Raw genomic sequence first — 23089 nt, forward strand, 5'->3', positions numbered from 1 at the left:
TGATGAGTGCTTCCCTGGCAGCACCGGCCCGCGACCGGCTGCGTATCGCGATCCAGAAGAGCGGCCGCCTGGCCGAGCCGGCCCGCGCGGTGCTGGCCGCCTGCGGGCTGAGCTGGCGCGAAAGCCGCGACAAGCTGTTCTGCTACGGCGAATCGTTGCCGGTGGACCTGCTGCTGGTGCGCGACGACGACATTCCCGGCCTGATCGCCGACGGCGTGTGCGACTTCGGCATCGTCGGCCGCAACGAACTCGACGAGCAGGCCGGCGAGCGCCGCCGCAACGGCTTGCCGGAGGCCTATCGCGCCCTGCGCGGGCTGAACTTCGGCCAGTGCCGGCTAATGCTGGCGGTGCCGGAGAGCTGGGAGTGGAGCGGCCCGCAGCAGGTGCAGGGGCTGCGCATCGCCACCAGTTACCCGGCGGTGCTGGCCGACTGGCTGGACGCGCGCGGCATCGCCGCGCAGGTGGTGGAACTGTCCGGCTCGGTGGAGATCGCGCCGCGCCTGGGCACCGCCGACCTGATCTGCGATCTGGTGTCCAGCGGCGCCACCCTGGCGGCCAACCAGCTCAAGCCGGTGGAGACGCTGCTGGAGAGCGAGGCGGTGCTGGCCGGCCCGGTCCGCGAACCGGCCGACGCCCGCGCGGGCCTGGCGGCGATGCTGCTGCGCCGGCTCGACGGCGTGCTCAAGCTGCGCGACAGCAAGCTGCTGATGTTCCGCGCCGCGCGCGAACGCGTCGCCGACCTGGCGCGGCTGCTGCCCGATGCCGAACCGCTGGTGCAACTGCCCGGCGACGCCGACGGCCCGCTGCAATTGCAGACCATGTGCCACGGCGCGATCACCTGGCAACGCATGGAGGAACTGGAGCGCGCAGGCGCGCAGGGGTTGATGGTCTTGACGGTGGAGCGGTCGCTGGCATGAATCGATTGGAGTGGAGCGCGCTCGACGCGCAGGAGCGCACCCAGGCGCTGACCCGGCCGGTGCAGCGCGTCGCCGACCAGACTCGCAGCGCCGTGGCGCAGGTGCTGGACGCGGTGCGCAGCCGCGGCGACGTCGCGTTGCGCGAGCTTACCGCGCGCTTCGACGGGGTGGTGCTGGAGACGCTCGAAGTGAGCGCCGAGGAGTTCGCCGCCGCCGAAGCGGCGGTGCCGGCGCCGCTGCGCGGGGCGATGGCCGAGGCGGCGGCGCGGATCGACACCTTCCACCGTGCGGGCATGGCGCAGCCGTATGCGATCGAGACCGCGCCGGGCGTGGTCTGCGAGCGCGTGGTCCGGCCAATCGGGCGGGTCGGCCTGTACGTGCCGGCCGGCAGCGCGCCGCTGCCGTCGACCGCGCTGATGCTGTGCGTGCCGGCGGCACTGGCCGGCTGCCGCGAGGTGGTGCTGTGCACGCCGCCGCGCGCCGACGGCTCGGCCGACCCGGCGGTGCTGGTCGCGGCGACCCTGTGCGGCGTGGACCGGGTGTTCAAGCTCGGCGGCGCCCAGGCCATCGCGGCGATGGGTTTCGGCACCGAGACCGTGCCGTCCTGCGACAAGCTGTTCGGCCCGGGCAACAGCTACGTCACCGAGGCCAAGCAGCAAATCGCCCAGGCCGGCGCGGCGGCGATCGACATGCCGGCCGGCCCGTCCGAGGTGCTGGTGATCGCCGACGCCGGCGCCGATGCCGCCTTCGTCGCCGCCGACCTGCTGTCGCAGGCCGAGCACGGTGCCGATTCGCAGGTGCTGCTGCTGTCCGACAGCGCCGCGCTGATCGAGGCGGTGGAGAACGAACTGGAGCGGCAGCTGGCGACGCTGCCGCGCGCGGCGATCGCCCGGCAGGCGCTGGCCGCGTCGCGGCTGATCCGCGTCGATACGCTGGAGGACGCCTTCGCCATCAGCAACCGCTACGCCCCGGAACACCTGATCCTGGCGCTGCGCGCGCCGCGCGACTGGCTGGACCGCGTCGAGGCCGCCGGCTCGGTATTCCTCGGCGACTACACCCCCGAGGCGCTGGGCGATTACTGCAGCGGCACCAACCACGTGCTGCCGACCAGCGGCGCAGCGCGCGCGTACAGCGGCGTGAGCGTGGCCAGCTTCCAAAATTTCGTCAGCGTGCAGAGCGCCAGCGCTGCCGGCATCGCCACGATCGGCGGCTGCGCGGTGCTGATGGCGCGTGCCGAGGGCCTGGACGCGCACGCCAATGCGGTGGCACTGCGCATGGAGAAGGCGGCATGAGCGCGGCCTCCGATGCGCGCGCCGTGCTGGCGCTGGTCCGCCCGGATCTGCGCGACTTCGCCGGCTACTCGTCCGCACGCAGCAGCGCGCTGCAGGGCGACATCTGGCTCAATGCCAACGAGTCGGCCTGGGCCAACGCCGCCGATGGCGACGCCGGCAATCGCCGCTATCCCGACCCGCAGCCGCCGGCGCTGCGCGCCGCGCTGGCGCAGCTGTACGCCTGCGCCCCGGAACAGGTGCTGCTCGGCCGCGGCAGCGACGAGGCCATCGACCTGCTGCTGCGCGCCCTGTGCGAGCCGGGCCGCGATGCCATCGTCATCACCCCGCCGGTGTTCGGCATGTACGCGGTCTGCGCGCGGCTGCAGAACGCGCGCGTGGTCGAGGTACCGCTGCGCGATACCGCCGAAGGCCTGCTCACCGAGGTGGACGCGGTGGTGGACGCCGCGCTGAGCCAGATGGCCAAGCTGGTGTTCCTGTGCTCGCCGGGCAACCCCGGCGGCGCGGCAATCGCGCTGGCCGACATCGCCCGCGCCGCCGAGCGTCTGCAGGGCCGTGCGGTGCTGGTGGTGGACGAAGCCTATGGCGAGTTCTCCGACGAGGCCTCGGCAACGACCTTGCTTGCGCGCCATGCCAACCTGGCCGTGCTGCGCACGTTGTCCAAGGCGCACGCGCTGGCGGCGGCGCGGATCGGTTGCGTGATCGCCGATCCGGCGCTGATCGCGGTGCTGCGGCGCTGCCAGGCGCCGTATCCGATTCCGGCGCCGTGCACGCAGCTGGCGCTGGCCGCGCTGCAGCCCGAACCGCTGCGGCAGACCGCGGCGCGGGTGCAGGAGGTGCGTGCCGAGCGCACGCGCATGCAGGCGGCGCTGGCGGCGCTGCCCGGCGTGCGCCAGGTGTATCCGTCGCAGGGCAATTTCCTGCTGCTGCGCTTCGACGACGCCGAGGGCGCGTTCCAGGCGCTGCTGGCGGCAGGGGTGGTGGTGCGCGACCAGCGCGCCGCGCCCGGCCTGGGCGACGCACTGCGCATCACCCTGGGAACGCCGGCGCAGAACCAGCGCGTGCTCGGCGCGCTGCAGGCGTGGAGGGCCGCGGCATGACCCCGATCCTGTTCGTGGACCGCGACGGCACCCTGATCGAGGAGCCGGCCGATTTCCAGATCGACGCCTACGAGAAGCTGCGCTTCGTGCAGGGCGTGATCCCGGCGATGCTCAAGCTGCGCGACGCCGGCTACCAGTTCGTCATCGTCACCAACCAGGACGGCCTGGGCAGCGAGGCCTATCCGCAGGCCGCCTTCGACGGCCCCAACGACCTGATGCTGCAGATCTTCGCCAGCCAGGGCATCGTGTTCCGCGAGGTGCTGGTCGACCGCAGCTGGCCGGCCGACAATGCGCCCACGCGCAAGCCCGGCATCGGTCTGATGCTGCCGTACCTGCAGGACCGCAGCATCGACTGGGCACGCTCGGCGATGGTCGGCGACCGCGTCACCGACATCCAGTTCGCCGAGAACCTGCGCATCCGCGGCTTCCAGTTGCGCACCGCGCAGTTCGGCGGCGAGTGGGACTGGGCCGGCATCGCCCACGAACTGGCCGATGCGCCGCGGCGTGGGCGGGTGCAGCGCGACACCAAGGAAACCCGCATCGCGGTGGAACTGGACCTGGACCAGGCGCGCGACCCGCACTGCGCCACCGGCCTGCCGTTCTTCGACCACATGCTCGAGCAGATCGGCAAGCACGGCGGCTTCGCCCTGGACGTGCATGCCGAAGGCGACCTGCACATCGACGAACACCACACCATCGAGGACACCGGCCTGGCGCTGGGCCAGGCGCTGCGCCAGGCCTTGGGCGACAAGCGCGGCATCGGTCGCTACGGCTTCACCCTGCCGATGGACGAGACCCTGGCCAGCGCCGCGCTGGATTTCAGCGGGCGTCCGTACTTCGTGTTCGAAGGCGAGTTCAAGCGCGAGCGGGTCGGCGACATGCCGACCGAACTGGTGCCGCACTTCTTCCGTTCGCTGTGCGACGCCGCTGGGCTGAACCTGCACCTGAGCGTGCGCGGCGACAACGACCACCACAAGGTCGAGGCCTGCTTCAAGGCGCTGGCGCGCGCCTTGCGCCAGGCGCTGAAGCGCGAGGGCGCAGCGCTGCCCTCGACCAAGGGCGTGCTGTGATGCGCGCGGGTTTCGCAGGGAGCGTGCGATGAGCGATGTCGCCCTGATCGATGCCGGTGGCGCCAACCTCGGTTCGGTACGCTACGCGCTCGAACGCCTCGGCGTGGAAGCCCGGCTGGTGCGCGACGCCGCCGGACTGCAAGGCGCGGACCGGGTGATATTGCCGGGTGTCGGCGCCGCGCCGCACGCGATGGCGCGGCTGCAAGAGCAAGGTCTGATCGAGCCATTGCGCGCGCTACAGGTGCCGCTGATCGGCATCTGCCTGGGCATGCAGTTGCTGTTCGAACGCTCGGAGGAGGGCGATGTCGACTGCTTGGGTCTGCTGACCGGCGTGGTCCGGCGCATGCCGCCGGCGCTGGGCATCCGCGTGCCGCACATGGGCTGGAACCGGCTGTTGCCGCTGCGGCCGTCGTCGCTGCTGGCGGGTGTGCCGGACGGTGCCAGCGCCTACTTCGTGCACGGCTATGCCGCACCGGTCACAGGCGACACCGTCGCCGCCTGCGATCATGGCGGCCTGTTCACCGCGGTGGTGCAGCATGGTCGCCGCTGCGGCGCGCAATTCCATCCCGAGCGCTCGGCCGACACCGGCGCGCGCATCCTGCGCAACTTCCTCGAGACCGATTTCCCATGAGCTTCGTCGTCTATCCCGCCCTGGACATCCGCGACGGCCGCGTGGTGCGGCTGGCGCAGGGCGACTACGCCCGCGAGACCCACTACGGCGACGATCCGCTGCGCCGCGCGCAGGCCTTTGCCGAGGCCGGCGCGCAGTGGATGCACCTGGTCGACCTGGATGCGGCTCGCGCCGGCGGCTACACCCTGGCGCCGCTGCTGCAGCGGATCCGCAGCGAGACCGGGCTGCAGGTGCAGACCGGCGGCGGCGTGCGCTCGCGTGCCGACGTGCAGCGCCTGCTTGAGGCCGGCGCCAGCCGCGTGGTGATCGGCTCGCTGGCGGTGCGCGATCGCGAATCGGTGCTGGAATGGCTGGCCGAGTTCGGTCCCGAGCGCATCACGGTGGCGCTGGACAGCCGCCAGGACGCGCACGGCGTCTGGCGCCTGCCGGTGCACGGCTGGACCGAAACCTCGTCGCTGAGCCTGGATACGCTGGCGGGCGAGTACGCCGCGGCCGGGCTGGTGCATCTGCTGTGCACCGACATCGCCCGTGACGGCATGCTGTCCGGGCCGAATCTGGCCTTGTACGCGCACCTGCGGCAGCTCGCGCCGACGCTGGCGGTGCAGGCCTCCGGCGGCATCCGCGACGCCGCCGACGTGCGCGGCGCGCGCGAGGCCGGCTGCGCCGGCGCGGTGCTCGGCAAGGCCTTGCTGGAAGGGCGGCTGCGCCTGGACGAGGCGCTGGCATGCTGAGCCGGCGCATCATCCCGTGCCTGGACGTGCGCGAAGGGCGCGTGGTCAAGGGCGTCAAGTTCCGCGACCACGTGGACATGGGCGACATCGCCGAACTGGCGTTGCGCTACCGCGACCAGGGTGCCGACGAACTGGTGTTCTACGACATCGGCGCCAGCCCGGAAGGGCGCTCGGTGGACTACGCCTGGGTCGAGAAGGTGGCACGGTTGCTGGACATCCCGTTCTGTGTGGCCGGCGGCATCCGCGACGTCGCCACCGCGCGCGCAGTGTTGCACGCCGGCGCCGACAAGATCTCGATCAATTCGCCGGCGCTGGAGCGGCCGGCGCTGATCGCCGAGTTGGCCGAGGCCTTCGGCGTGCAATGCGTGGTGGTCGGCATCGATTCGATCCGCGAGGACGACGGCCAGTGGCGCGTGCGCCGCTTCACCGGCGATCCCAGCAAGACCCAGGCGCTGCGCGTGCGCACCCTGGACTGGGTGGTGGAGGCGCAGCGCCTGGGCGCCGGCGAGATCGTGCTCAACTGCATGGACAACGACGGCGTGCGCCGCGGCTACGACATCGCCCAGCTGCACGAGGTGCGCGCCCTGTGCAAGGTGCCGCTGGTGGCCTCCGGCGGCGCGGGCGAGATGCAGCACTTCGCCGACGTGTTCGAGCGTGCCGACGTCGACGGCGCGCTGGCCGCCAGCGTCTTCCACAGCGGCGCGATTCCCATTCCCGAACTCAAGCGCTTCCTGCGCCAACGACAGATCGAGGTGCGCGATGGCGCATGAACATTCCCACGATGCGGACGCCGCCGACGCGGCGCTGGAATGGGGCAAGGGCGATGGCCTGCTGCCGGTGGTGGTGCAGGATGCCGCCACGCTGCGCGTGCTGATGCTGGGCTACATGAACCAGGAGGCGCTGACGGCCACGCGCCGCAGCGGCCAGGTCACCTTCTACAGCCGCAGCAAGCAGCGGCTGTGGACCAAGGGCGAAAGCTCCGGCAACGTGCTGGACGTCGTGGCGATCGACACCGATTGCGATCGCGACACCTTGCTGGTGCTGGCGCATCCGCGCGGGCCGACCTGTCACCTCGGCCGCGACAGCTGCTTCCCGCAGGCACCGGGCCAGTTCCTGGGCGCGCTCGACCGCCTGGTCGCGCAGCGCGAGCGCGAGCGGCCGGCCGGCAGCTACACCACGCAGTTGTTCGAGAAAGGCACGCGGCGCATCGCGCAGAAGGTGGGCGAGGAGGGCGTGGAGACCGCGCTGGCCGGCGTCGCCCAGGGCGACGACGAACTGCTCGGCGAATCCGCCGATCTGCTCTACCACCTGACCGTGCTGCTGCGCGCGCGCGGCCTGGGCTTGGCCGATGCGGTGGCGGTGCTGGAAGCGCGGCACTGGTAGTCCAGGTGACGCCGCGTCAGGCGTCGCCCATCTTGTCTACATCGCAGCCGCCCTGCCGGTCTGATGTCGCTTGACAGCCCGCATGCCATTGATAAGCATGCGGACACGTGCGAATGCGCTGCCAAGATGGCAGCACCAACGCGGATGTTCAGGCCGCGAACTGCGTTCGCGGCGATCAACTGGCGTGCAATGGAGATGCAATGGGAAGTCGGCTGGATGCATCACGCCTCGCTGCGGGTAGTGCGCTCCCTGTGCGGTCCGCCGGTGTCGGCCTATGAGCCCCGACGCCCAGGATCTCGGGGGCGCCCTGCAGCTGGCGCGCGTCATCAGGCGACTCAAGGCGCAGGTGCAGCCCAGCGAGTTGGGCGCCGAGACGGTCGAACACCTTGTGCGCCGCTACGCGCGCGTGCGCCCGCCGGCGTTGACGCTGGACATGCAGAGCCACTACGACCCAAACTGGCCGCGCGCATTCGAAGAGGAAAAGGATCGGCTGCTGGACGCGTTCGCCGGAGAGGATGTGCTGGGTGTCGAGCATATCGGTAGCACGGCGATCCCGGACCTGCCGAGCAAGAACATCCTGGACATCGCGATGGCACGCGGCGCATCGCTGTCGGCCGAACGGCAGTCCGGCATATTGTCGGAACTCGGCTATCAGGCATATGGCGAAAGCCCGATCGATGCAGGATTCTCCTGGCATTGGCGCATCGGGCAGGCCGGCGATCGCGCGTTCGTGGTCCATACCTGCGCCGCCGACAATCCCCGATTCACCGACATCCGCAATTTCCGCGATTTCCTGCGTGCGTTTCCGCAAGAGCGGCAGCGCTATCTGGAGCTCAAGCAGGCGTTGGCGGCGGTGCCCGGCCAGACCTGGCTGGACTACAGCGTGTTCAAGAAAGTCCTCGTGGTGCGGATTACCGCACGCGCCAATGCGTGGCGCCAGGGGAGCTGACATGCCGGCATCCCTCCTGGAGGAATCCCGGCGTCATCTGCAGATGCGATCCGGTGCGGCATGAAGGCCTCGCACAGCCTGATCGCGCTGCAGGCCCTGTTTCGACGCGAAATCGCGCACATGTTCCGGATGTGGGTGCAGACGCTGGTTCCGCCGCTGACGATGATGGTGCTGTACGTCCTGATCTTCGGCAAGCTGATCGGAACCCGGATCGGAACCGTCGACGGCGTCAGCTACCTGCACTTCATCGCGCCGGGCCTGGTGATGATGTGCGTCATCACCAACAGCTACGCCAATGCGTCGAACGCGTTCTATTTCATCCGCTTCAATCGCGCGATCGAGGAACTGCTGGTGTCGCCCATGCACGAATGGACCATCCTGCTGGGCTATGTGGCCGCGGCGGTGGTGCGCGGCCTGCTCGTCGGGGGGCTGGTGTTGTTGATCGCATTGCCGATGACCGCACTGCAGGTCGCGCATCCGTTCATCGTCTTTCTTTCGGCGCTTCTGGCGGCCACGATCTTTTCGCTGGTCGGTGTCATCGTCGCGATCTACGCGAAGAATTTCTACGACACGGCGCATGTGTCCACCTATGTGCTGACCCCGCTGTCCTATCTCGGTGGTGTGTTCTACCCGATCGGCCTGCTGGGCGAGCCCTGGCAGAGCATTGCGCGCATCAATCCATTGATGCACATGATCAGCGCGTTCCGCTATGGCGTGCTGGGCGCGGACACCGCAGCGAGCGTCGGCACCTCGCTTGTGGTCATGCTGATGTTCATTATAGGCTTGGGCGCTTTCGCGCTGACGTTGCTCGGCAGAGGTGTCGGCGTCAGATCCTGAGCATGGCGGTGAAGCATGCGCGGGACGCAGCGGTGACGATCGGTCGTCAGGACCAGGGAGCTCGCGACATGGACATCGGCGATGCCGCGCTTGCGCCAGGTCTGGTGGAAGCAGCACTCGATCAACCGGTGTATCGGGACACCCGATACGACGTGCGCGTGCGCGACCTTGTCGCCGTGTTGGGCCGTGACGGCAAGCGCGTTTTCGTTGTCGGAGGTGCGCCACGCGACTGGCTGGCGGGCCTGCCTGGCAAGGACATCGATCTGGCGCTGGAGTGCGGCGTGGACGAGGCGCTGCGCCTGCTGCGCGACGCCTATCCCGATGCGGAGGCTGCGGTGCGCATGCGCAACGACCGCTTCGGCGTGGTGCGCTGGGGCGACCCCGCGTCAGGCGCGGTCGATCTCAACATCCTGCGCAGTTGGCGCGATGTCCAGGGCAGTGACATGTGGACGACGACGTTCGTCGCGCGTTCGGATCTGGTCGAAGACGCGCTGATGCGCGATTTTTCGGTCAATGCGTTCTATTACGATTGCGCAAACCAGGTGCTGCGCGATCCTCTGCGGTGCGGCATTCAGGATCTGCGCGAAAAATCCCTGCGGATCATCGCCCATCCGCACGTGCTGGCGGCGAGCTACCGGATGACCTTCCGCATTGCCCAGTTCCTCAGTCGCGGCTATTCGCCGACGTCGAACGTGCTCGAGTATCTGGAAAGCCATGCCGATCGCGACATCCAGGGCATGGGCGCGCGCATTCGTCGATGGACATCGGAGCAGCTGCGCGTGGAGCGCGATCAGCAGGCAGCGTTCAAGGGCGTCCTCTATGCGCACGCCCGCCAGGCCGCCTCCATCGAGACCTTGGACGCCTTCTTCGGCTGAGGGAGACCTGCATGCACGCATCCATCGCCACGATGTCGGCACCGTTCCGGCGCGTCTTCCAAGCCGGGATGCGCGACGGCGACGGCCACCTGCTCGGTGGCACCGAAGTGCTGCATCTGGTGCCGCATCGAGGAAAGCTGTTTTCGCTGTTGTCCTATTCCCACAACCGTTACCTGCCAGGCGACCCTCCGGTCGGCGCCCAGGTCGCCATGCTGGATCGGGCCGACGGCGAATGGCGCCAGGTGCACGCCTACGACCGTGACTACTGGCGGGCAACGCTCAGGTCGGTGGCGTTTACCCAGGACGAACGCGGGCGACCGCTCGATGTGCCCGTCTCGCTGCTGCTCGCCGGGCCGTCCAACAACAAGGGCGCCGTGTATGTCGATTGCCTCGACGACGACATCGGGACGTGGGCGCGCACGCACCTGGGGAGCGGGGCGGGCCTGACCGCCGCGCGCAGCTTCTTCGTCCACCGCGACACGGTGACCGGGCAGGAGCGCGTCTTCGTCGGCACGTTGCCGCTCGGCATCTTCAGCGGCAGCTACGATCCGGACGCGCCAGGCAAGATCCGCTGGGACCGACAGGCCGAGCTAAGCGGCTACCGGCGCCGTCCCATGGCCTTCACCGAATGCGATGGGGTCCTGTACTGCAGCATCAGGCCGGACATCTATCGGCGCATCGACGGCCCTGTGCCGCGATGGGAGAGCGTGCATACGATCGCCGAACCGCTGATCTTTCCGAGTTGCGGATATCGCGGGCTCATGGGCGTGCCGCATCCCTCGGGATCGGGGCAGGTGTTGCTGGCGGCGTTGGAAGGCGACCGTTGCCGCATCGTCCGGATCGATCCGCAGGACGACTTCAGGGAGACCCTCGAACTGGATGTCCTCGAGTTTCTGGGCGCGCATTGGGGAAAGCGCCCGGCCTTTGGCGTGGTCGCCTACGACGACTTCACGCCGGTGCGCGATCCCGCCAGCGCACAGACGTTGCTGCTCGCAGGCGTTGGCGCCAGCGACAGTGCCCGCGACGACATGCATCCGCCCGACGGCTGGGCCCGCGACGCCTGGTATCTGATCCGCGATCCGGACGGGCAGCGGCATACGCTCGCTCGGATCGAATCTGCGGATCTGGCGCCGTCCACGCCGCTTTTTGCCGCACGCAGCTTCGCGGCCTCGCCATTCGAACCAGGAATGCTGTACGTGGGCGGCTACGATCCCAACGCGCAGCCGTGCCGAGACACCGCATGGGTATTTTCCGCATCCGTCGAGACGGTGCTCGCACCGCGAACGCGATGAGATCGAGTGCGCTGCCGCGCCCGCATCGACGCCGTCACTTGTCTACATTTTCGAGTCGCGGATGAAAGGTGCGTTGAATTTCGCAAATTCTTCTGAATATACTCGGGCCACAGCCCCTACAGCATAAGGAAATGCACAATTATTGGTTGTGCATCTGACAGCCGTATGTCTGCGGCCGGCAGCATGTTTCAAGGACGGATATGACCTCGCACTTGCTGGCCTCCTGGACCGCCTTTCCGGACCCGCGCCCTGCGGACGCGTATGCCGATGGATGGTGTGCCGACGCCGTCCCCTCGCGACGGCTCAACGATTATCTGGCCTTGCGCGGCTCCACCACCTTCTTTCTGGAGGCGCTCGCCGGATCGCCCGTCGAGGTCCATGTCCTCGATCAGCATATCGAAGCGCGGGCGAATGAAGGCGAGGTCCTGTGCCGCCGTTCCCGCCTTTACGTGCGCGATCCACGCAACATCCTCCTGGTCGCCGAATCGTCGATCCGCCTGTCCTGCGTCGATGCGCAGCAGCGGCGGAAGCTGCTCGACGGCAGCGTAGGAATCGGCAAGCTGTTCGATCCGCACGATCGTGGTCTCCTCGAAAAGACCGACCTGGAGACGCTTGCCGTGCCTGCACCTCGCAGTCTCCGCACCGACTCGACCTGGGCGCTCTCGCGGCGCTACGCGATGAAACTCAACGGCCTCGACTGCGTCGAGGTCAGCGAAATCCTCAACAACGAATCGCTGGAGCGCGCATGATGACGCCGGTCGAGTGCGCCGACGCGCCCGCGTGCGACTGGCGCGGCGCGCTGGCCGCCAGCGGCAGCGTGGTGCACCTGAATGGAGCGCGGGCGACGCTGCAGGACCTGCTGCACAGCGGGCGCGAGCGCTGGAAGGCCAAGCGCGGGTGCACGCGGGCGGCGATGCTGGGCGTCGACGATCTGCAGATGCTGTCGCACTTGCTGGCCGCCATTGTCGATGGGCATTCGCTGCTGCTGTGTGCAGGCAACGCGGCGCCACCGCCGCTGTGCGATGTGCATGTCGGTGCGGCGGTCGAAGGTGGCGCTGCGCCGTCGCCGCTGCAGATCCTCCCGCCACCGGCAGGGCATGCGCAGTGGCCCGCGGGCTTGGCGGTGCTGTCCTCGGGCACGGTGGGGGCGCCCAAGGTGATCTGGCATGCATACGACGATCTGCTGGCGACCAGCGCCATGGTGCTGCGCCGGTTGCAACTCGGCGCCGACGATCGGGTGTTGATCACCGTTCCCCTGCATCACATGTATGGTCTCGGCGCGGCGCTGCTGCCGGCATTGCTGGCCGGTGCGCAGATCCATCTGCTGCCCAAGGCCAATCTGTTGGGCTTCAACGATGCGCTGCGCGCCGCAAGGCCGACCTGGGTCTATTCCACCCCGCATCTGTTGCGAATGCTGCTGCAGCGCAAGAACGCCCCGGTCGTCGGCTGTCGCGGCCTGGTGCTTGCCGGCGACGCGACGCCGCCGGTACTGCACGCGCAGGCGCAGCAGGTCTTCAATCGCGTTTTCGACCTCTACGGAAGTTCCGAACTGGGTGTGGTCGCGATTTCCGCGCCCAATGCGCCCGGGGCGTTGCGTCCGCTCGAGGGCGTGTCCGCATGCATCGCAGACACCAGCGCCGGACAGGGTAATCTGCTGGTGACCCATCCGCACGCCGCCACGCATCTGGCCCAGCAGGACGAACTGACGGCGTTTCCCGCCGTCTGGGACACGCGCGACATCGCGGCCTTCGATGACAGTGGTGGCTTCTGCATCCGCGGCCGCGCCGATCTCAGCCTGAACCGCGCGGGCAAGCTGCTGATCCTGGCCGATCTGGAGAGCACCATGATGGCGTGGCCCGACGTCGCGCAGGCCGTGGCGATCGTGCTCGACGAAGACACCACGGCGGGCAAGGCGATCGCGGCCGTGGTCAAGCCTGCCAACCCCACGCTGACCGTCGACGTGCTCAAGCAGCATGCGTCGATCACGCTGCCGGCCTTCGCCAGGCCGGATCACTACACGCTCGTTTCGGATCTGCCTTGTCTGGGCAGCGGAAAGCCCGACCGGAAGACCATCATCAAGGACTACTGCCATGGATAAGCCCCAGATCGTCGACACCTTGAAGCGGCTGATCGCCGAGGACCTGGATCTCAATGTGCGCTACGAGCAGATCCCGGATGGGGCGTCGTTCCTGGAAGACGGGCTTGCGCTGGATTCGATCAGCATGGCGGAGTTCATCAACCATCTGGAGCGCCGCTTCCCGATCCGCATCCTGGACGAAGACCTAGAGTCGGATACGTTCAGGTCGCTGGACAGCGTGGCCTCGCTCGTGCTCATGCGCCTGCCGGCGCGCACGGCCGAGGCGGCGCAATGACCGAGCTCACGATCGCGCTGGTCGACGATGCGCGTGGTCCGCCCCTGCCGCCGCCGGACTATCGCAACGAACTGCCCAACCGCGACGGCTTCGTGGTGGCGTGGCCGCCTCAGCGTTACTGGAAGTCGGCCGGCGACGCCGATCTCCTGGCCGAACAGCCGCTGCATCTGTACTTCCATATCCCGTTCTGCCTGCAGCGCTGTCGCTACTGCTTCTTCAAGATCGAGATCCTGTCCGACTCCTCGCATGCGGTCCGCGAGCGCTATGTCGACGCGCTGTGCCGCGAGATCGAACTGGTCGCCGATGCGCACCGGTTGCGCGGACGCACGGTGAAGTCGATCTACTTCGGCGGCGGCACGCCGAGCGTGATCCAGCCCGAGCAGCTGCGCCGCATCAAGCGCAAGATCGAGGAGTGCTTCGTGCTCGATGCGCCCGAGTTCGTCTTCGAGATCGAGCCGATCACGTTGAACAACCGCATGATCGATGGGTTGGCGGACCTGGGCGTCAACCGGATCAGCTTCGGCATCCAGTCCTTCGACGACCGCGTGGTCGCCCTGACCGGTCGCCACGATACCGACGAGAAGAACTCGCGGGCGATCGAGCGAGCGCTGAAGACCGGTGCCGTGGTCAATGTGGATCTGCTGTCCGGGCTCGAAGGCGAGGTGATGGGCAGCTGGCAGCATTCGATCAACCGTGCCATCTCCCTCGGCGTGCATGCGGTCACCGTCTACAAGATGGAGTTGTACTCCAACGCGCACTACATGCACGACGTCCGCCAGGGCACGCTCACGCTGCCAGGCCCGGACCAGGAAATAGCGTTTGCGCGCTGGGGACTTTCGCGGCTGCGCGAGGCGGGCTATCTGCCGTCCACCTATTTCACCTTCACCCGCGAAGGGAAGTATCCGCAACGGCACATCATCAGCCGCTGGCGCGGCGAAGACTTGTATGGCTTCGGCGCATCGGCGTTCGGCACCGTGGGCGGACGCAGCCGGCAGAACGTCACCGAGATCGATGCCTATCTGGACCGCGTCGAGCGCGGTGCGATCCCGACGCAGCGGGTGCTGGAGATCAGCAGCGCCGACCAAATGCTGCGCGACCTGGTGATGGGGCTGAAGACGACCGCGATCGATCTCGGCGCCTACCGCGACAGGCACGGCGTGCAGCTGGACACGACGCTCGCCGACGACCTTGCGCACCTGCAGCAGCAGGGCCTGGTCACGCTCGAGGACGAGCGCCTGCGCCTGACCGACGAAGGCATCCTCTACGGCGACTACTGCGGCCGTTATCTGGGCGCCGGACTGCGCCGCAAGCTCACCGGAAAGGCCGGGCCGCTGAGAGCCTGACCACGATGCTGATCACGCCGGATTTCGTTTTCATCCATATGCCCAAGACGGGCGGAACATTCATCACCGAGATGCTGCGACGTGCGTATGGCCCGCGGGCGGTCGAAACCGGGCGCAAGCACGGTACCTGCGACGAGATCCCGGACGCGGACCGGGGCAAGCCGATCCTCTCGGTCATGCGCTCGCCGTTCGAGCGCTATGTCTCGCAGTACCACTATGGCTGGTGGAAGACGCATCCGCAGGAATACTGCGATCCTGCGCGGATCCAGCAGGAGTTCCCGGCGTATCCCCAGGTCGGTTTCGGGGAGTTCGTCGCGATCGCCAATCGTTTCTTCGTCAATGTGCATCGCGGCATGCCCAGCGGCTACGACACGCCGAAGCTGCCGGCCGAACGTGCGATCGGATGGCATACCGAGCAGTTCATCCGCTTCTTCTGCCGGGACCCGAAGCGCGTATTCGCCGGCATCGTCGACCAGGACCTGGACCGGGGCCATCTGCAGGCGCATGAGTATCTGGTGGAGTTCCTGCGCACCGAGACGCTCAACGACGACCTCGCCGATTACCTCGAACGGCTGGGTGCGGATGCGGCGCTGTCCAGGTGCGTCCGACAGCACGACCGGGTCCTGCCGGATCAGGCCCACGAAGCGCGGGCGCGCCCGCACGCACGCGATTACTTCGACGATCGCTTGCGCGATTTCGTCGCGCGCAAGGAGGCCTTCCTGTTCAATCGCTTTCCGGAATACCGGGCAGGTGTGCAATGACGCAGACGCGCAGCGGCGATCGCGTCGCCCTCATCAGTGGCGGCAATCGCGGGATCGGGCTGGCGACGTGCGAAGGCCTCGCCGAGCGTGGCATGCAGGTGTACATGGGGTGCCGGAATCTGGCCGATGGCATGGCCGTGGTCGCGCGCCGCCAGCTGAGCGGGGTGACGCCGATCCAGCTGGACGTCTGCTCCGAAGCGTCGATGGCCGCGGCGGTCAACGTCATCGCACAAGCCCACGGGCATGTCGACGTGCTCGTGAACAATGCCGGCGTCTCCGTGGGCGTGCGCGATACGCCCAGTACGGAAGCCGAGGCGCAGGCGCGGGCGACGTTCGACGTCAACTTCTTCGGCCCGTGGCGGCTGATCCAGTTGGTCCTGCCCCTGATGCAGTTGCGGCCGCAGGCGCAGATCATCAATGTCTCCAGCGGGCACGGCAGTTCGACCAAGATCGAAGGCAACAACCTGGCGTACCGCAGCTCGAAGTCGGCATTGAATGTGCTGACCCAGGCGCTGGCCATGGAGCTCGCCGACCGCGGCATCCGCGTCAATTGCATGACCCCGGGCTGGGTCAGGACCAAGCTCGGCGGCATCGCCGCGCCGCGCTCGCCGGAGCAGGGGGCCGAGACCATCCTGTGGCTGGCCGATGGCGGCGGCGAGACCGGCAAGTTCTACAAGGACAAGGCGGTTTTCCCGTGGTGAAGGCGCCGAACCTGTTCGTCATCGGCGCGCCGAGATGCGGGACCACCTCGTTGTTCGCCGCGCTCAAGCAGCATCCGGACGTCTACGCGACCGTGCTGAAGGAGCCGCACTTCTACGCCGCGGACCTGCCCGCACAGCCGCACACCGTCTCCGATCCCGCGGACTACCAGCGCCTGTTCGCTGCTGCGGGCGACCAGCGCTATCGCGCCGAAGCGTCGGTCTGGTACTTCTACAGCCAGGAGGCGCCGGCACGGATCGCCAGGGCACATCCGGACGCGCGGATCGTGCTGCTGCTGCGAAGCCCGGCCGACATGCTGCTCAGCCTGTATGCGCTGTATCTGCGGACGGGCAACGAAGCCGACTCGAATCCCGAGGCGGCCGTGTTCCGCACGAGCGAGGCACGTTTCGCGAACACGTATTTTCCGTTCGGGCTGCACTACCTCAACTTGCTGGACGTCACCGGGCCACTGTCGCGTTGGCGCAGCTTCTTTCCCAGGGAGCGGTTGCGGGTGCTGACCTACGAGGACATGTACGCGTCGCCGCAGGCGGGGTTTCGCGATCTTTGCGGCTGGCTGGGCATCGACCAGGAAGCGCCGGTGAGCTTCGATGCCCGGCAGGCACGCGAGGCGGTGCGTCGCATGGCAACGAAGCAACTGCGCGATCTGCCCGATCATCTCCGCCGGAAGCTGAACCCCGCTGCCTCCCGATTGCACGCCGGCAAGGCGGACGTTGCGATCCCCGCTGCGCTGCGCACACGTCTGCGCCACCATGCGCAGGAACGCAACGCCGGCTTCGCGCTGGCAGCGGACAGGCCATGGCCTGACGCGTGGCGAGCTGCCTGACAGGGGCGCCGGGAACATGATCGCCCGCGTGGCGGGTCAGGGCAGGGGAGCCTGTCTTCGGGTGGACGCCTGAGCGGACCTCGGGCGCCCAGCCGCCTCGAGCGCCGGGCTGCGGCTGCGTTGATCGCCTGCGTCCGCCCAACCGTTGGGCGTGGCTGTGCAGGACGTCGCCGGCCCGCTGGCTGTGCGCTGGACCGTCCGGTCGCGGTCACCGTCGTTCCGTGATCAATGGCTACAATGGCGGTTTCGCTTGCTCCCGGGATTGACCATGTTGCTGCGTGCCGTCGTGCTCACCTGCCTGTTGACCGCCGCGCTTCCCGTGCTGGCGCAGCCGGCGACGATCAGCGGCAGCGTCTACCAGGAGCGCGATGGCCATGCGGGACGTGGCGATGGCGAGCCCGGCATCGCCGGCGTGCAGGTCTCCGATGGCGTGCACATCGTGCGCACCGACGCGCAGGGGCGCTACTCCCTGCAAGTGGAGCCGGGACGCACGGTCTTCGTGATCAAGCCCGATGGCTACACCTTCGCCAGCGCAGGCAACGGTCTGCCTGCCTATTGGCGCCACTACGCGCCGGCCGGCTCGCCCAAGCTCAAGTACCCGGGGATCGCGCCGACGACCGGCGCCACCGAGCACTGGGATTTCGCCCTGCGCGCGCAGCCCAAGGCCGACAGCACCGAGGTGCTGGTCTTCGCCGACAGTCAGACCGCCTCGATGACCGACGTCGGCTACTACGCCCGCGCGATCGTCGCCCCGCTGGTCGGCAAGACCCAGGCGCGCCTGGGCACCACGCTGGGCGACCTGGTCAGCGACGACTTGTCGCTGTTTCCCGCGCTGAACGCCGAAACCGTCAAGCTGGGCGTGCCGTGGTTCCACGTGCCCGGCAACCACGACCTGAATTTCGACGCGGCCGACGACCTGGGGTCGTTGGCTAGCTGGCGCGCGATCTACGGCCCGGACACCTACGCGGTGGAGGACGGGGGCGCCAGCTTCGTGTTCCTCGACGACGTGATCTATCAGCCGCAGCGCCAGCCCGATTACATCGGCGGCTTGCGCGAGGATCAGTTCGCGTTCCTGCAGACCTACCTGGCGAGCGTTCCCAAGGATCGGCTGCTGGTGCTGGGGATGCATATCCACCTGTTCGACGCGGTCCCCGGCAAGGAGTCCTTCCGCCATGCCGACCGTGCGCGGCTGTTCGCGCTGCTGAAGGACTTCCCGCACGTGCTGGTGCTCACCGCGCACAGCCACACCCAGCGGCACATGTACTACACCGCCGCCGACGGCTGGCAGGGCGCGAGCCCGCTGCACGAGTACAACGTCGGCGCCGCTTGCGGCGCCTATTGGTCCGGCGTCAAGGGCGCCGATGGCGTGCCGGTGACGACGATGTCCGACGGCACGCCCAATGGCTATGCCGTGCTGACCGTGAAGCGCGGCGGCGACTATGCGCTCGCCTATCACGCCGCGCGCGCCGCCGGCGATCCGCAGTTGCAGTTGCATGCGCCCAAGGTGCTGCGCCGCGGTGCCTACCCGGCCTGGGGGGTGTACGCGAACGTGTTTATGGGCGAAGACGACACACGTGTGGAGTACCGTCTCGATGGCGGCCCCTGGAAGCCGATGCGGCACGTCCGGCAGCCGGATCCGGACCTGCTCGCGGAGAACGCGCGCGACGATGCCGCCGACGCGTTGCGTGGTTACGACCGTTCGCCGGAAGCCACGCCGTCGGAACACCTGTGGCGCGGCGTCCTGCCCACCGACCTGAGCGTCGGCGCACACCGGATCGAGGTTCGCGCCTTCGATCGCTGGCGCGGCGAGCAGCGCGCCAGCACCAGCTATCGGTTGCAGGACGCGTCGCCCTGAACGCGCCGCGGGTGCGACGCTGGTGTCCCGGCGACGCCAGTTCAGTCGCGATCTAGGTTCTTTCAACCGCTGTCCTGGGCTGGGACGGCGCGCCGGACCGGTCAAACGCCAGCCGATTCGCCAATGCAAGCGCCGATCGGCGCATCGGCTTCATCGCCAACGACAGCAGCCGGTTCTACTTCGTCCAGCGCCCGCGTGTGCTGGGCCCGATCGCTGTGCCAACTTTCATTTGCAGGTTACGCGAAGAACATTCCTTGCATTGATTGAATAGCTGCATTGCTCCACACGGTTCGCCAGCTTTACATCCTGCGTTTGCTTGTCCGCGTACTTGCAGCGCATGGTGACGAAGCGGCCCTCGTCGTAGATGTAGCCGAGAGCCCAATGGCCGTCTCGTTCCTTTGCCACGTCGGGTTCAAGCGTTGCGAGATCCTGTGGTTCTCCATCGAATGCATCGATGGAGCGAAGTGGCTGGTTCTGTCGAATGGGGCAGACGGAAGGCGCGGCGAGCGCACTCCTCCAGCCAAATAGGCAAAGGAGGAGCGCGGCAAGTTGCTTGCTCGATGACATAGAGGTTGCTTCCATCTGCGCCGCGTCGGCCGGGCGTTCGCCTGTGTAGCCTTGATCGAGGAAGTCGGCTTCACCGCCTGCCGAGTCTGGAGTGGACCGCCGCTGCGGCGCGGCCCGGTGCACTGCTGGTGTGGCATCGGCATGAAACAAAAAAACCTCCATGAAGGAGGCCGATGAAACGCGAGGATCCTGGCTGGCGAGCGAAGGCTGGCGGGCGGGCGGATCGGTGCGCAGCTGGCTGGCGAAAGGCTGGCGGGCTTGCTGCGGGGCGCAGTGTAGCGGCCGCGCGCGATCATCGGTCGAACGCGAATCACTCTCATCTATGAGATCGCTGCGGACTCCTGCTCCAGGCTCCATGCGGGCACCGAGCGCTGGAGCCGTCACCGTCGGGGCAATACGTGCGCTGCTCGACGGAGCAGGACGACTCACTGCGCGGGAGCGGCAGTCGATGGTCGCGCCTGTTTTGCAGGCGTCGGGGGGGCAGTGGCTTGCGTGGTCCCGGGCGCGTGGTCCGGTTCGGTATCTGCATCTGCATCGGCCGCAGTCGCTGCGTCGTCCGCATCGGGTTCCGGATACGGATAGGGCGGTGCGGCGGCGTTCGGCAACTGCGCGCGCCAGTGCTGCAGCCAGCTGCCGATGCGCGCACCCACGTACAGCTGCGGATACGACGGCGCTTCGCCTTCGGCCTGTTCGCGTGCGCTGATCTCGGCGCTGGCCAGGCTGTAGCTTTCGACCATGTCGGTGGTGCGCGCCAGTGCGTCGATCAGCCAGGCACGGCCGAAGTAGGTGGCGCTGGCGGTGTTGCCGCAGCCGAACGAGGGCCGGTCGCGGCGTGCGGCGGTGATCACCAGAGTGTCGGCGGTCTTCAGCGCCGGCACGAAGCCGCCGGAGTAGCAGGCCGAGATCACGATGATGCGGTTGCGGATGCCCGCGTCGTCGAGCAGGCGGCGCAGTTCCTGCGGGGTGATGGTGTCGTACTCGGCATCCTCGCCGGGGCCGAACTGCAGGTACAGCTCGTGCTTGTCGGTGCCGTGGCTGGTCAGGAACAGCAGCAGCGCATCCTCGCGCGGATCCATCAGCTTGCCGACGCGGTCCAGCGTATCGGCCAGGTTGTCGTAGGACGCCTGCGGCGCGTAGGCGTGCGCGCCCAGGTTGTCGCCTTGGTTGATCAGGGTGGCGATGCGGCCAGCGGCGCCGAAGCGCTGCGTGAACATCTGCCGCAGGTACAGCACTTCGTTGCGGAACACGTCCTCGCTGGCGTCGCCGGCGAATCCGACCACGTACAGGTCGGGAATGCCTGGGCGCTGCGCCTGCAGCGACCCCAGCGCCTGGCGCAGTTGCGCCTGGTCGACCGGATCCGGTGCCGCCTCGTCCTGTGCGGCGTCGGCCGCGCCGGCCGGCATGGCGCCGGCGTCGGAATGGCAGGCGGGTAGGGCCAGCGCCAGCAGCGCTACCGGCAGCAAGCGGCGTCGCAGCAAGGCGAGCGGGCGCTGCCACGCCGCCAGGACGGCCACCAAGGCGGCGACAGGCCGGCGCATGCGGGTTCTCAGAAGCCCAGGTCGGCGAAGCTCTCCGCGCGGCGGTGGCCGTTGCAGGCCTCGCCCTGGCGCGGTTGCGGGTAATCGTCGCGGCGGTCGATCAGCACCGTGTCCAGGCCGGCAGCGCGGGCCGCATCCAGTTCGGCGACCACGTCGGACAGGAACACGATCTGCGCCGGCGCCACCCCGATTGCCTCGGCGATGCGCGCGTAGCTGGGCTGCTCGCGCTTGCCGCCGATCTCGGTATCGAACCAGCCGGAGAACAGCGCGCGCAGGTCGCCCGCGTCGCTATGGCCGAAGAACAGCTTCTGCGCCGGCACCGAGCCGGACGAGTACACGTACAGCGCGCGGCCGTCGGCGTGCCAGCGGCGCAGCGCCGGTGCGGCATCGGGATAGATGTGCGCAGTGAAGTCGGCATCGCGGTAGCCGGCTTCCCAGATCATGCCCTGCAGCGCCTTGAGCGCGGTGTGCTTGCGGTCCTGGTCGATCCAGCCCTGCAGGGTCTCCACGATCACCGCATCGGTGCAGATGCCGCCGCATTCGCTGGCGACGGCATCCAGCCAGTGCCGCACCTGCGGCTGCTGGCCATGCTCGCGCACGAAGCCGGGCAGGGCGCGGCGCGCGTACGGGAACAGCACGTCCTTGACGAAGGAGATGCTGCTGGTGGTGCCTTCGATGTCGGTGAGAACGACGCGCGGATCGGTCATCGCTCAGTGCGCCTCGCCGCGCAGCTTCGCCTCGTAGCGCGGGAAGCGCTGGGCGATGTCGGTGCCGGTGAAGTGGCCGACCCAGCCGTCCGGCTCGGTGAAGAAGCGGATCGCGACGAAGCGCGGTTCCGGCCCCATGTCGAACCAGTGGTGGGTGCCGTCGGGCACGGCGATCAGGTCGTTCTGCACGCACTCGATCTCGTAGACCTTGCCGTCCACGTGCAGGGTGAACAGACCGGAGCCGGCGACGAAGAAACGCACCTCGTCTTCCTTGTGGAAGTGCTCGTCGAGGAACTTCTTGCGCATCTCCTCGCGCTGCGGGTTGTCGGGGGCGATGCTGACCACGTCCACGGTCTTGAAGCCGTTGGCGGCGACCAGGCGGTCGATGTCGGCCTTGTAGGCAGCCATCACCGCTTCCGGCGAGGCGCCGGCCTCGATCGGCTGGTTGGCCTGCCAGCGCTCGAAGGTGACGCCGATCTTGCGCAGTTCGGCGGCGATCGCGTCGCCATCGCGGCTGTCGAACAGCGGCGTGTCGGGAGTGGTGTCGGCGAAGATGCGGAGTCGGCTCATGGCGGCGGGCGAAAGCGGCAGGGGGAACGAAAAGGGTAGCAGGTGCGCGGCTGGCGGCCGTTGCGGCGCTGGAACGCTGTCGCGCCGCGGCGGCTCAGCCGGCGGCGCGCAGCTTGCGCAGCTCCAGCTCGCAGTGCAGCAGGAACTCGAAGGCCTCCAGGTGGCGTCGCGCCTCGGCCATGTCGTGGCCCCAGGCGTACAGGCCGTGGCCGTCGATCAGGTAGCCCCACAGCGGCGTGCGGTCGAGCAGGGCGTCGACCTGCGTCGCCAGCACGGTCATGTCCTGGGTGTTGGCGAACACCGGCAGGTCCACCGCGGTCTCGTGGGTCTGGTTGCCGTGCAGCGCCTTCAGCAGCTCGTAGCCTTCCAGGCGGATATGGCCCTGCGGTGCGTACAGGCGCGAGGCGATGGTCTGCACCGGCGAATGCGTATGCAGGATGCAGCCGACTTCGGGGAAGCGCCGGTACAACTGGGTGTGCAGCAGGGTCTCGGCGGATGGGCGCAGCGGACGGCCGACGGCCTGGCCGTCGAAGTCCACCACCATGATGTCGTCCTCCACCAGCCGGCCCTTGTCGCGGCCGGAGACGGTGATCGCCGCGTGGCGCTCGTCCAGGCGGTGCGAGAAGTTGCTGCTGGTGGCGGGAGTCCAGCCGGCCTGCGAGAGTTCGCGGATGTTGTCGATCAGCAGGTGCGCCAGCGTGCGCAGGCGCTCGGAATCGTAGGGCAGTGCGTTCATGCGCGTAGTGTAGGGCTTGGGGG

25 protein-coding genes are annotated in these 23089 nt (G+C 68.3%); 20 read left to right on the plus strand and 5 right to left on the minus strand.

The window, feature by feature from the left end:
• The first annotated feature begins 2 nt into the window (after window positions 1–2).
• The 20 genes from hisG to RAB71_RS10180 all read left to right on the plus strand — a co-directional run bounded on the left by hisG (window position 3) and on the right by RAB71_RS10180 (window position 18948).
• Entirely contained in the window at window positions 3–917 is a 915-nt protein-coding gene (hisG, locus tag RAB71_RS10085; RefSeq protein ID WP_010340765.1) for an ATP phosphoribosyltransferase, read from the plus strand.
• The gene (hisD, locus tag RAB71_RS10090; RefSeq protein WP_010340766.1) at window positions 914–2209 is read left to right on the plus strand and encodes a histidinol dehydrogenase; all 1296 of its coding nucleotides are present in this window, start codon (window positions 914–916) and stop codon (window positions 2207–2209) included. The genes hisG and hisD overlap by 4 nt, the downstream gene beginning before the upstream one ends.
• The gene (gene hisC, locus RAB71_RS10095; protein ID WP_010340767.1) at window positions 2206–3306 is read left to right on the plus strand and encodes a histidinol-phosphate transaminase; all 1101 of its coding nucleotides are present in this window, start codon (window positions 2206–2208) and stop codon (window positions 3304–3306) included. The genes hisD and hisC overlap by 4 nt, the downstream gene beginning before the upstream one ends.
• The gene (gene hisB, locus RAB71_RS10100; RefSeq protein WP_010340768.1) at window positions 3303–4376 is read left to right on the plus strand and encodes a bifunctional histidinol-phosphatase/imidazoleglycerol-phosphate dehydratase HisB; all 1074 of its coding nucleotides are present in this window, start codon (window positions 3303–3305) and stop codon (window positions 4374–4376) included. The genes hisC and hisB overlap by 4 nt, the downstream gene beginning before the upstream one ends.
• Before the next feature lie 28 nt (window positions 4377–4404).
• Complete coding sequence (gene hisH / locus RAB71_RS10105) at window positions 4405–5007, plus strand: imidazole glycerol phosphate synthase subunit HisH (RefSeq protein ID WP_010340769.1); 603 nt, start codon at window positions 4405–4407, stop codon at window positions 5005–5007.
• A complete protein-coding gene (gene hisA, locus RAB71_RS10110) occupies window positions 5004–5738 on the plus strand; it encodes a 1-(5-phosphoribosyl)-5-[(5-phosphoribosylamino)methylideneamino]imidazole-4-carboxamide isomerase (protein WP_010340770.1) in 735 nt (244 codons plus the stop codon). Before hisH ends, hisA begins: the two co-directional genes overlap by 4 nt.
• Window positions 5732–6508 carry an imidazole glycerol phosphate synthase subunit HisF gene (hisF, locus tag RAB71_RS10115; protein WP_010340771.1) on the plus strand — a complete coding sequence of 259 codons (777 nt, stop codon included), beginning with the start codon at window positions 5732–5734 and terminating at the stop codon, window positions 6506–6508. Before hisA ends, hisF begins: the two co-directional genes overlap by 7 nt.
• Window positions 6498–7121 (plus strand): bifunctional phosphoribosyl-AMP cyclohydrolase/phosphoribosyl-ATP diphosphatase HisIE, encoded by a 624-nt coding sequence (hisIE, locus tag RAB71_RS10120; RefSeq protein WP_010340772.1) that lies wholly within the window; start codon window positions 6498–6500, stop codon window positions 7119–7121. The genes hisF and hisIE overlap by 11 nt, the downstream gene beginning before the upstream one ends.
• Window positions 7122–7395: 274 nt before the next feature.
• Window positions 7396–8070, plus strand: a complete 675-nt coding sequence (locus RAB71_RS10125) for a GrpB family protein (protein ID WP_010340773.1) — start codon at window positions 7396–7398, stop codon at window positions 8068–8070.
• A gap of 60 nt (window positions 8071–8130) precedes the next feature.
• Window positions 8131–8907 (plus strand): ABC transporter permease, encoded by a 777-nt coding sequence (locus RAB71_RS10130; protein ID WP_010340774.1) that lies wholly within the window; start codon window positions 8131–8133, stop codon window positions 8905–8907.
• Between the two features lie 2 nt (window positions 8908–8909).
• Complete coding sequence (locus RAB71_RS10135; RefSeq protein ID WP_199774626.1) at window positions 8910–9782, plus strand: CCA tRNA nucleotidyltransferase; 873 nt, start codon at window positions 8910–8912, stop codon at window positions 9780–9782.
• A gap of 11 nt (window positions 9783–9793) precedes the next feature.
• Window positions 9794–11074, plus strand: a complete 1281-nt coding sequence (locus tag RAB71_RS10140) for a hypothetical protein (protein WP_010340776.1) — start codon at window positions 9794–9796, stop codon at window positions 11072–11074.
• Between the two features lie 200 nt (window positions 11075–11274).
• Entirely contained in the window at window positions 11275–11823 is a 549-nt protein-coding gene (locus RAB71_RS10145) for a hypothetical protein (RefSeq protein WP_010340777.1), read from the plus strand.
• Window positions 11820–13172 (plus strand): AMP-binding protein, encoded by a 1353-nt coding sequence (locus RAB71_RS10150; protein ID WP_041500122.1) that lies wholly within the window; start codon window positions 11820–11822, stop codon window positions 13170–13172. The genes RAB71_RS10145 and RAB71_RS10150 overlap by 4 nt, the downstream gene beginning before the upstream one ends.
• Complete coding sequence (locus tag RAB71_RS10155; protein ID WP_010340779.1) at window positions 13165–13446, plus strand: acyl carrier protein; 282 nt, start codon at window positions 13165–13167, stop codon at window positions 13444–13446. The genes RAB71_RS10150 and RAB71_RS10155 overlap by 8 nt, the downstream gene beginning before the upstream one ends.
• The gene (locus tag RAB71_RS10160; protein ID WP_010340780.1) at window positions 13443–14789 is read left to right on the plus strand and encodes a coproporphyrinogen-III oxidase family protein; all 1347 of its coding nucleotides are present in this window, start codon (window positions 13443–13445) and stop codon (window positions 14787–14789) included. The genes RAB71_RS10155 and RAB71_RS10160 overlap by 4 nt, the downstream gene beginning before the upstream one ends.
• 5 nt (window positions 14790–14794) lie before the next feature.
• The gene (locus RAB71_RS10165) at window positions 14795–15550 is read left to right on the plus strand and encodes a hypothetical protein (RefSeq protein WP_010340781.1); all 756 of its coding nucleotides are present in this window, start codon (window positions 14795–14797) and stop codon (window positions 15548–15550) included.
• Window positions 15547–16251, plus strand: coding sequence for an SDR family NAD(P)-dependent oxidoreductase (locus RAB71_RS10170; RefSeq protein WP_010340782.1), 705 nt, complete (start codon window positions 15547–15549; stop codon window positions 16249–16251). Before RAB71_RS10165 ends, RAB71_RS10170 begins: the two co-directional genes overlap by 4 nt.
• Window positions 16245–17093, plus strand: a complete 849-nt coding sequence (locus RAB71_RS10175) for a sulfotransferase (RefSeq protein ID WP_010340783.1) — start codon at window positions 16245–16247, stop codon at window positions 17091–17093. The genes RAB71_RS10170 and RAB71_RS10175 overlap by 7 nt, the downstream gene beginning before the upstream one ends.
• A gap of 268 nt (window positions 17094–17361) precedes the next feature.
• The gene (locus tag RAB71_RS10180; protein WP_010340784.1) at window positions 17362–18948 is read left to right on the plus strand and encodes a calcineurin-like phosphoesterase family protein; all 1587 of its coding nucleotides are present in this window, start codon (window positions 17362–17364) and stop codon (window positions 18946–18948) included.
• Window positions 18949–19173: 225 nt separating this feature from the next.
• Here the strand turns inward: RAB71_RS10180 and RAB71_RS10185 are convergent, their stop codons facing one another.
• From RAB71_RS10185 to RAB71_RS10205, 5 genes are all read right to left on the minus strand, one after another.
• Window positions 19174–19872 carry an STY0301 family protein gene (locus tag RAB71_RS10185; RefSeq protein ID WP_208625101.1) on the minus strand — a complete coding sequence of 233 codons (699 nt, stop codon included), beginning with the start codon at window positions 19870–19872 and terminating at the stop codon, window positions 19174–19176.
• A 68-nt stretch (window positions 19873–19940) separates the two neighbouring features.
• Window positions 19941–21053, minus strand: a complete 1113-nt coding sequence (locus tag RAB71_RS10190; RefSeq protein ID WP_010340786.1) for a C13 family peptidase — start codon at window positions 21051–21053, stop codon at window positions 19941–19943.
• An 8-nt stretch (window positions 21054–21061) separates the two neighbouring features.
• Window positions 21062–21760 carry an acireductone synthase gene (gene mtnC / locus RAB71_RS10195; RefSeq protein ID WP_010340788.1) on the minus strand — a complete coding sequence of 233 codons (699 nt, stop codon included), beginning with the start codon at window positions 21758–21760 and terminating at the stop codon, window positions 21062–21064.
• Between the two features lie 3 nt (window positions 21761–21763).
• Window positions 21764–22330: an acireductone dioxygenase gene (locus RAB71_RS10200; RefSeq protein WP_010340791.1), complete on the minus strand. Its 567-nt coding sequence runs from the start codon at window positions 22328–22330 to the stop codon at window positions 21764–21766.
• Between the two features lie 94 nt (window positions 22331–22424).
• Entirely contained in the window at window positions 22425–23066 is a 642-nt protein-coding gene (locus RAB71_RS10205; RefSeq protein ID WP_010340792.1) for a methylthioribulose 1-phosphate dehydratase, read from the minus strand.
• Between the last annotated feature and the right edge of the window lie 23 nt (window positions 23067–23089).

This window comes from Xanthomonas sacchari (assembly GCF_040529065.1).
In the GTDB taxonomy this organism is placed as follows: Bacteria; Pseudomonadota; Gammaproteobacteria; order Xanthomonadales; family Xanthomonadaceae; genus Xanthomonas_A; species Xanthomonas_A sacchari.

What these genes read in the sequence shown, in the direction of transcription:
- RAB71_RS10170 (WP_010340782.1), top strand. Translation starts at nt 15,547, where the DNA reads ATGACGCAGACGCGCAGCGGCGATCGCGTCGCCCTCATCAGTGGCGGC.
- hisF (WP_010340771.1), top strand. Translation starts at nt 5,732, where the DNA reads ATGCTGAGCCGGCGCATCATCCCGTGCCTGGACGTGCGCGAAGGGCGC.
- mtnC (WP_010340788.1), bottom strand. Translation starts at nt 21,760, where the DNA reads ATGACCGATCCGCGCGTCGTTCTCACCGACATCGAAGGCACCACCAGC.
- RAB71_RS10165 (WP_010340781.1), top strand. Translation starts at nt 14,795, where the DNA reads ATGCTGATCACGCCGGATTTCGTTTTCATCCATATGCCCAAGACGGGC.
- RAB71_RS10200 (WP_010340791.1), bottom strand. Translation starts at nt 22,330, where the DNA reads ATGAGCCGACTCCGCATCTTCGCCGACACCACTCCCGACACGCCGCTG.
- RAB71_RS10155 (WP_010340779.1), top strand. Translation starts at nt 13,165, where the DNA reads ATGGATAAGCCCCAGATCGTCGACACCTTGAAGCGGCTGATCGCCGAG.
- hisIE (WP_010340772.1), top strand. Translation starts at nt 6,498, where the DNA reads ATGGCGCATGAACATTCCCACGATGCGGACGCCGCCGACGCGGCGCTG.
- RAB71_RS10160 (WP_010340780.1), top strand. Translation starts at nt 13,443, where the DNA reads ATGACCGAGCTCACGATCGCGCTGGTCGACGATGCGCGTGGTCCGCCC.
- hisH (WP_010340769.1), top strand. Translation starts at nt 4,405, where the DNA reads ATGAGCGATGTCGCCCTGATCGATGCCGGTGGCGCCAACCTCGGTTCG.
- hisC (WP_010340767.1), top strand. Translation starts at nt 2,206, where the DNA reads ATGAGCGCGGCCTCCGATGCGCGCGCCGTGCTGGCGCTGGTCCGCCCG.
- RAB71_RS10135 (WP_199774626.1), top strand. Translation starts at nt 8,910, where the DNA reads ATGGCGGTGAAGCATGCGCGGGACGCAGCGGTGACGATCGGTCGTCAG.
- hisB (WP_010340768.1), top strand. Translation starts at nt 3,303, where the DNA reads ATGACCCCGATCCTGTTCGTGGACCGCGACGGCACCCTGATCGAGGAG.
- RAB71_RS10145 (WP_010340777.1), top strand. Translation starts at nt 11,275, where the DNA reads ATGACCTCGCACTTGCTGGCCTCCTGGACCGCCTTTCCGGACCCGCGC.
- hisD (WP_010340766.1), top strand. Translation starts at nt 914, where the DNA reads ATGAATCGATTGGAGTGGAGCGCGCTCGACGCGCAGGAGCGCACCCAG.
- RAB71_RS10125 (WP_010340773.1), top strand. Translation starts at nt 7,396, where the DNA reads ATGAGCCCCGACGCCCAGGATCTCGGGGGCGCCCTGCAGCTGGCGCGC.
- RAB71_RS10130 (WP_010340774.1), top strand. Translation starts at nt 8,131, where the DNA reads ATGAAGGCCTCGCACAGCCTGATCGCGCTGCAGGCCCTGTTTCGACGC.
- RAB71_RS10150 (WP_041500122.1), top strand. Translation starts at nt 11,820, where the DNA reads ATGATGACGCCGGTCGAGTGCGCCGACGCGCCCGCGTGCGACTGGCGC.
- RAB71_RS10190 (WP_010340786.1), bottom strand. Translation starts at nt 21,053, where the DNA reads ATGCGCCGGCCTGTCGCCGCCTTGGTGGCCGTCCTGGCGGCGTGGCAG.
- RAB71_RS10185 (WP_208625101.1), bottom strand. Translation starts at nt 19,872, where the DNA reads ATGGAGCCTGGAGCAGGAGTCCGCAGCGATCTCATAGATGAGAGTGAT.
- hisG (WP_010340765.1), top strand. Translation starts at nt 3, where the DNA reads ATGAGTGCTTCCCTGGCAGCACCGGCCCGCGACCGGCTGCGTATCGCG.
- RAB71_RS10180 (WP_010340784.1), top strand. Translation starts at nt 17,362, where the DNA reads ATGTTGCTGCGTGCCGTCGTGCTCACCTGCCTGTTGACCGCCGCGCTT.
- RAB71_RS10205 (WP_010340792.1), bottom strand. Translation starts at nt 23,066, where the DNA reads ATGAACGCACTGCCCTACGATTCCGAGCGCCTGCGCACGCTGGCGCAC.
- hisA (WP_010340770.1), top strand. Translation starts at nt 5,004, where the DNA reads ATGAGCTTCGTCGTCTATCCCGCCCTGGACATCCGCGACGGCCGCGTG.
- RAB71_RS10140 (WP_010340776.1), top strand. Translation starts at nt 9,794, where the DNA reads ATGCACGCATCCATCGCCACGATGTCGGCACCGTTCCGGCGCGTCTTC.